General features: G+C 69.9%; 5 protein-coding genes and 1 tRNA gene. 3 read left to right on the top strand and 3 right to left on the bottom strand.

What is annotated here, in order from left to right:
* Positions 1 to 233: 233 nt before the first annotated feature.
* From mscL to B1H50_RS05685, 3 genes are all read right to left on the bottom strand, one after another.
* Positions 234 to 626: a large conductance mechanosensitive channel protein MscL gene (mscL, locus tag B1H50_RS05695; protein WP_080462820.1), complete on the bottom strand. Its 393-nt coding sequence runs from the start codon at positions 624 to 626 to the stop codon at positions 234 to 236.
* Positions 627 to 776: 150 nt separating this feature from the next.
* On the bottom strand, positions 777 to 1,490 hold the full coding sequence (locus B1H50_RS05690) for an SAF domain-containing protein (protein WP_080462819.1): 714 nt from the start codon (positions 1,488 to 1,490) through the stop codon (positions 777 to 779).
* A 132-nt stretch (positions 1,491 to 1,622) separates the two neighbouring features.
* Positions 1,623 to 2,273, bottom strand: a complete 651-nt coding sequence (locus B1H50_RS05685; RefSeq protein WP_080462818.1) for a 5-formyltetrahydrofolate cyclo-ligase — start codon at positions 2,271 to 2,273, stop codon at positions 1,623 to 1,625.
* A 156-nt stretch (positions 2,274 to 2,429) separates the two neighbouring features.
* Between B1H50_RS05685 and B1H50_RS05680 the strand changes: the two genes are divergently transcribed.
* From B1H50_RS05680 to B1H50_RS05670, 3 genes are all read left to right on the top strand, one after another.
* Positions 2,430 to 3,641, top strand: a complete 1,212-nt coding sequence (locus B1H50_RS05680) for a molybdopterin molybdotransferase MoeA (RefSeq protein WP_080462817.1) — start codon at positions 2,430 to 2,432, stop codon at positions 3,639 to 3,641.
* 211 nt (positions 3,642 to 3,852) lie between these two features.
* Entirely contained in the window at positions 3,853 to 5,178 is a 1,326-nt protein-coding gene (locus B1H50_RS05675; protein ID WP_080462816.1) for a hypothetical protein, read from the top strand.
* 88 nt (positions 5,179 to 5,266) lie between these two features.
* A tRNA-Ala gene (locus B1H50_RS05670) sits at positions 5,267 to 5,339 on the top strand.
* Positions 5,340 to 5,703 lie beyond the last annotated feature (364 nt).

Raw genomic sequence — 5,703 nt, 5'->3', positions numbered from 1 at the left:
AGGTTCCGCCCCACTGGTCCTAACCTCCGTCCCTCGCTTCTCTTCTCCTTTCCCTCCCGCCGAGACCGGTCGAAAATAGGAGCGAGACCGGTCCGCGGACCGGTCTCGCTCCTATTTTCGACCGGTCTCGCGAGAAAGGGGAGCGGATGGCGCTGAGCCCCGCCGACCGGGTGGTCGACGGGGCTCAGCCTCCGTTGGGAATGCGCGGCGCTGGGCGACGGCGGCTATTCCCCTCAGTGGTTGCGGGCGGCGAGCAGGTCGCGGATCTCGCCCAGCAGCTGGACGTCGGTCGGCTCGGCGGGCTTCTCGTCGTCCTGCTTCTTCTGCAGGGCCTTCATCCTGTTCATCGGGACGACGATGCAGAAGTAGACGGCGAGGGCGACCAGGAGGAAGTTGATGAGCGCGGTGAGGATCGTGCCGGGCTGGATGTAGGTGTCCGAGCCGCTGTCGATCTTGAACTGAAGAATGGAGTCGAAGTTCGGGGAGCCGACGATCTGGCCAACCATGTCCAGGATGACCTTGGTGATCGAGTCGACGATGGGCTTGAAGGCGCCGCCGATGATGACGGCGACGGCGAGCTCCAGGGCGTTGCCCTGAGCAATGAACTCCTTGAATCCCTTGATCATGAGGGGAGAACCTTTCGGTGAGTGCGCGCCCCGCAGGGGCGACAGGCGCGAGGCCGGGACGATGATCGACAGCCGGTTGGCTGCATCGGGCAGTCGGCGCCGGATGAATATACCGACGGATCACTGATCATCTCGACTGTGATGAGGTCGTCAGGGGCTCAGCGCGAGACCGAGGGCGCCCTGCGTTGCCGCACCGACGACAAGGGTAGCGGTGTCCGCCGGAACGGCAAGTTCCACTACTGTGACCTTATTCCCTGAAAGAAACCTTGGAGTATCGCCTTCCGCTGTGGTACCGATGACCCGTGCGCCGGGGCAGAGAACCCGGGTTCTCTCGCCCGTTGAAGTCTGCGACGGTGCGGAATCGCCCGCCTGATCGCGAGGAGCGGCGGGGATCGCGGGCGCGCTTGTGGTGGCGGCTGGGCTCTCGCCGATGATGTCGACGATCGCGCCCGGTTCCGCCAGCGAACCCCCCACCTCGATGGGGACCTGGACGATCCGCTCGCCGTCGCCGATCCCCCGGGCGCGCGCCGAGCTCGTCATCGATTCCGTGAGGACGGTGCCCTCCTCCAGGCGGATCGCCGCCCTGCTCCCGATAATGCTCTCGTCCGCCTTCCCCCGGGTCGGCAGCGCCGCCCCTGGGATCGAGCGCCGCTCCACGTCGTCGGCCTCGATTCGCTCCCCGGCGCCGATGGCCCGGGCGACGACCAGCGCGCTGCCGTCCGCCTGTGGCGAGGGACGGAGCACGGAGAAAGCGAGCAGCACGGCTGCCCCCACGCATGCGGCGACGACGAGGTGGCGCGCCCTCCACAGGAGCAACGATGGGCGAGCGGCGGGGGAGCGGTCGAGGCGCGGGTGAGGGCTCATGGCCCCAGGGTGGGCCGTTCATCCCAGTGGCGGTTCCCCTCGTCCACAGGGCGCGGCGGCGGCTAGGCGCACGCCCGCCCGTGGTTCACGGGCTCCGGGACGGCCGCGCGAACCGCCTCCCCCGCAGGCCCGTCAGGACCCGGAGGCGAAAACGGAGCGCTTCAGGAGGAACCATTGCTCGGGTGTGATGACGGCGTCCACTCGCTGGTCGTGCGGCTCAGTGGGGAGCGGGGATGGGGTGAGCTCATCGTCGTAGACCATGGCGAGCACGAGCGCCCCCTCGCGCCTCAGCGGCAGGACACGGTCGTACCAGCCGCCGCCCTGACCGAGGCGGTTGCCGGCGCGGTCAATGGCGAGCGCGGGGATGAGGAGGGCATCGACGTCGGCGACCGCCTCCGCAGGCAGGGGATCGCCCCCTGGCTCGGGAGGGCGCCCCGGCGCGCGCTCGGCCAGGTCGGCGGTACCCGTGAAGCGCCCCCAGCAGCGGGACAGGTGCGGTCCCAGGACGGGCAGGAGGACAACGCGGTCCTCGACCTCCAAGTGCTCCAGGAGCAGGCGCGTGCATGGCTCGTTGCCCACTGAGACGTAAGCGGCGATGGTCCCCATGCCCTCGACGGCCTGGAGGGCGTGCTCCATGAGGGCCTCGCAGGCGGGGCTGTGCCCCGCGTCGGGGTGGGGGTGCTGCCCGCAGCGCTGCTGACGCAGCATATGGCGCCATCGGTCCTTGTCATGACTGCTCTCCAGTCCTGCGGGGGCAGGGAGTGCGCGCGCCTGGGAACTCACTCCTCGATTCTCTCAGGTTCTCCTCCATTTCCGGGCGCGCCGGGCCGTCCCTGGGATGGCGGGGCCGTCCCATGAGGGTAGCCTGGCCGCCTGGAGCCGCAGGCCTCACCCCGGTGCCGCCCCGAGATCCCGGGACCTGCGGGCAGGGAGGAACCCATGAGAACCGTCGCCGAGCACCTCGCATCGTGCCTCGAGATCGCGCAGGCGGCGCCGCCGCTCGACGTCGTCCTTCTCGACGCCGTCGGCTGCGTCCTGGCGGAGGACGTCGTCGCGGAGTTCGACCTTCCCGGTGCGGACCTGGCCAGCCTCGACGGCTACGCGGTGCGCGCCGCTGATATCCGGGGCGCGACGGCGAGCGAGCCCGCCCGCCTCGACGTCATCGACGCCGTGCGCGCCGGCGACACCAGCAGCGCCCGGCTCGTCCCCGGCACCGCCATGCTCATCGATTCCGGCGCCCCCCTGCCCGTCGGTGCCGACGCCGTCGTCCCCTGGATCGAGACCGACCGCGGGACCCAGCGGGTCGAGGTCCGCTCCGTCGTCGTCGAGGGGGAGAACGTGAGGCGCCGCGCCGAGGATGTGGTCGCCGGGACGACGGTCCTGCCGCAGGGCTCGCGCGTGTCCGCCCGGCAGATCGCGCTCCTGGCCGGGGTGGGGCGGCTGCGCGTCAAGGTGCATCCCGCGCCGCGCGTCGTCATCGTGTCCATCGGCGACGAGCTCGTCGAGCCCGGCTCGCCGGGCCGGGACGGCAGCGTCTACGACGCCAACGGGCACGCCCTGGCCACCGCCGTCACCGATGCCGGCGGGCGGGCCTTCCGCGTTGCGGCCGTCCCCGACGAGCTCGGCGCCCTGACCGAGACCCTCGAGGATCAGCTCGTGCGCGCCGACGTGCTCATCACCACCGGGGGCCTGTCCGTGGGACAGGGGGACACCGTCAAGGAGGCCCTCGCTCCCCTGGGCTCGGTGCGCTTCGACGCCGTCGCCATGAGCCCCGGGCGCCAGCTCGGCGTCGGTACCGTGGAAGGCACGCCGATCTTCTGCCTCCCCGGGGATCCCGTCAGCGCTCAGATCGCCTTCGAGACCTTCGTGCGGCCCGTGTTGCGAGAGATCGCCGGCTGGCAGGGGCTCCATCGCTCGAGTCTGCCGGCCGAGATGACGCGGGGGTGGGCCTCGCCCGCCGGCAGGAGGGAGTTCGTTCCCGTGCATCTGACCGGCTCGCCCTCCAGCGGCTACCGCGCCGAGCCGACGGCGGAGCCCGGCACCACTCGCCTCATGGGCCTGGCGCGGGCCAATGCCATCGCCGTTGTCCCCGAGGAGGCGCGCAGCGTCTCGGCCGGGGACACACTCCACTGCCTCCTCCTCGACGCCTGATGTCCGTCCGCTGAGACTGGGGCGACGGTTGCCGTGGGGGCGCGATTGCCCGGAGGGGTGAGGGGCTCGACGCGCGCTCGGCGAGTGGTACATGCGCTTCGAGTGACTGTTGTGAATAGCGAGGCTATCGTGGCTGGATTGGCGTCATTCCAAGTCACAACACGCCGACGATCTCTCCTGGCCGGGGCTCGGCGGCCCGTACGGTGGCTCTGTGGGAATTGAAGTCTGGGCGCTCCTCGCCCTCGTCGTCGTTCTCACCGCGTACCTCCTGCCCTTTCTGGTCGGGCGCCGCGAGGTCATGAGTCTGTCCCGTTCCGATGATCGCTATTCCGCCGAGTTGCGGATCCTGGCGACCGGCGAGGCGGCCGTGGTCTCCGACGAGGCTTGCGAGCAGGGCGGGCACGCGAGGATCTTCCGACGGCTCCCGGAGGTGAGGGCGATGAACAGGCCAGCTGTGAGGAACGTCCGCGCGCTGCGCGTCGAGCGCGAGCTCGTGCAGGCCCAACGCGCGCACGATGCCGCTCGCGCTCGCCGCCAGGAAGCCGCCACCAACCGCGCGCGCGTCGCCGCCGGCCTGCTCGGTGTGGGCCTGGGGCTGTGGCTGGTGGGATTCGTGACCGCCATGCCGTGGTGGCCCGCGCTGCTGCCGACGGCGCTGCTTGGGGGGTCGATGGTCGCCGGGCACAAGGCGGCTGAGGCCTCCCGCGCCGCTGACCGCGCTGAGTGGCGCCGCATCGTCGCATTGCAGCGCGAGCTCGACACCCTCACCGGCGCCCGCCCCAAGACCAGGATCGAGCCCGCCGCCCCCGGTCCCGCGGGCGCACCCGCTGCCGAATCTCCCCTCGGATCGAGCGGGCGGGGATGGGCCGCCTCCGTCGAAGAGGAGGCGGCCCATGGGACCGCCGGCGATTCGAGCGCCTCCACGCTCAGCGCCGTGAGCGGTGCTGAGCCGGTCGCTCGCGAAGAGGCGGAGGAGCCGGCGAGCGCCACCGAGGACTCCTTGACGTCCGCCGCGGCAGTGCGGGTTGAGGCTGATGCGGCCAAGCCCATGGAATGGGTGATGGAACCGCGCCCACTGAAGTCGGCCGACATCGATCGCGCTGACTCCGGCGAGGCCGAGTCCGATGAGAAGGCTGAACTCGATCGCCGGCGCGTCGCGGCTGCCTCGGCGAGCGAGGGCATCGACTCGGAGAGAGTCTCCCCAGCGGCGAGGCGCCGAGGGGACGATGCCGCGAGCCTCGAGCTGGCGGTTCTACGATCGGCGGCAACCCTGCCGGTCCGCCGCGACGCGACGTCGACCCCTCCTCAGGGCTGGCGTCCCGTGGCGGTGCCCGCTCCGACGTACACGCTCGCCGCGCGGGCCCGCCGCCGCGCGGTGCCGGACTTGGACCTGCCGGAGGCGGAATCGGTGTCATCCCCGGTGCGGCCGCGCAACGCGCGCGCCTATGTACCTGCACCGGTCCTCGACGAGGAGCAGGCCTTCAAGCCCATCGACCTCGATGAGGTCCTGGAGCGGCGCCGCGCCGCGGGGGCGTGATGGTCCGCTGAAACCGCGCGGTGGCGCGGCTCACGGTGCGTCAGGTTGCGGCGTACCGGACTGCTGGTGCTAGTATCATTCGGCACCTGGGGCTATGGCGCAGTTGGTAGCGCGTCTCGTTCGCAATGAGAAGGTCGGGGGTTCGAATCCCCCTAGCTCCACCGGTGGAGGACCGGGCTGAAAGGTTCGGGTCTCCTATCGCCCAGGCTCGTTAGATGAACGATCTGGGGTCGAGATCGGGATCACAGAACCTGAGATTGACAATTACTGCGATCATCTGGTTAAGTTGGTCGAGTCGCCTTGAGAGCGGCGCAACGAGCGAGAAGTTCGGTGCAACGTTCTCCTGGGTGTGTTGTTTGAGAACTCGATAGTGTGTCATGCTTGTTTATGTCATTTTTTGGCCTGTCTGGGTGCTTGATTTTTTGGTTGGGTGTCTTGGGTGGGTTGTGCTGTGGTGGTTGGCTTGTGCTGTTGCCTGTTTTGGGTGGTGGTGTGGGTTGGTTGCTGTGGCTTTTTTTGTTTGGC

The sequence above is a fragment of the Actinomyces gaoshouyii genome, from assembly GCF_002072175.1.
Classification (GTDB): domain Bacteria; phylum Actinomycetota; class Actinomycetes; order Actinomycetales; family Actinomycetaceae; genus Actinomyces; species Actinomyces gaoshouyii.
The sequence above is the reverse complement of the archived record's forward strand: the minus strand, read 5'-3'. Positions and strand labels throughout refer to the sequence as shown.

What these genes read in the sequence shown, in the direction of transcription:
- mscL (WP_080462820.1), bottom strand. Translation starts at nt 626, where the DNA reads ATGATCAAGGGATTCAAGGAGTTCATTGCTCAGGGCAACGCCCTGGAG.
- B1H50_RS05690 (WP_080462819.1), bottom strand. Translation starts at nt 1,490, where the DNA reads ATGAGCCCTCACCCGCGCCTCGACCGCTCCCCCGCCGCTCGCCCATCG.
- B1H50_RS05680 (WP_080462817.1), top strand. Translation starts at nt 2,430, where the DNA reads ATGAGAACCGTCGCCGAGCACCTCGCATCGTGCCTCGAGATCGCGCAG.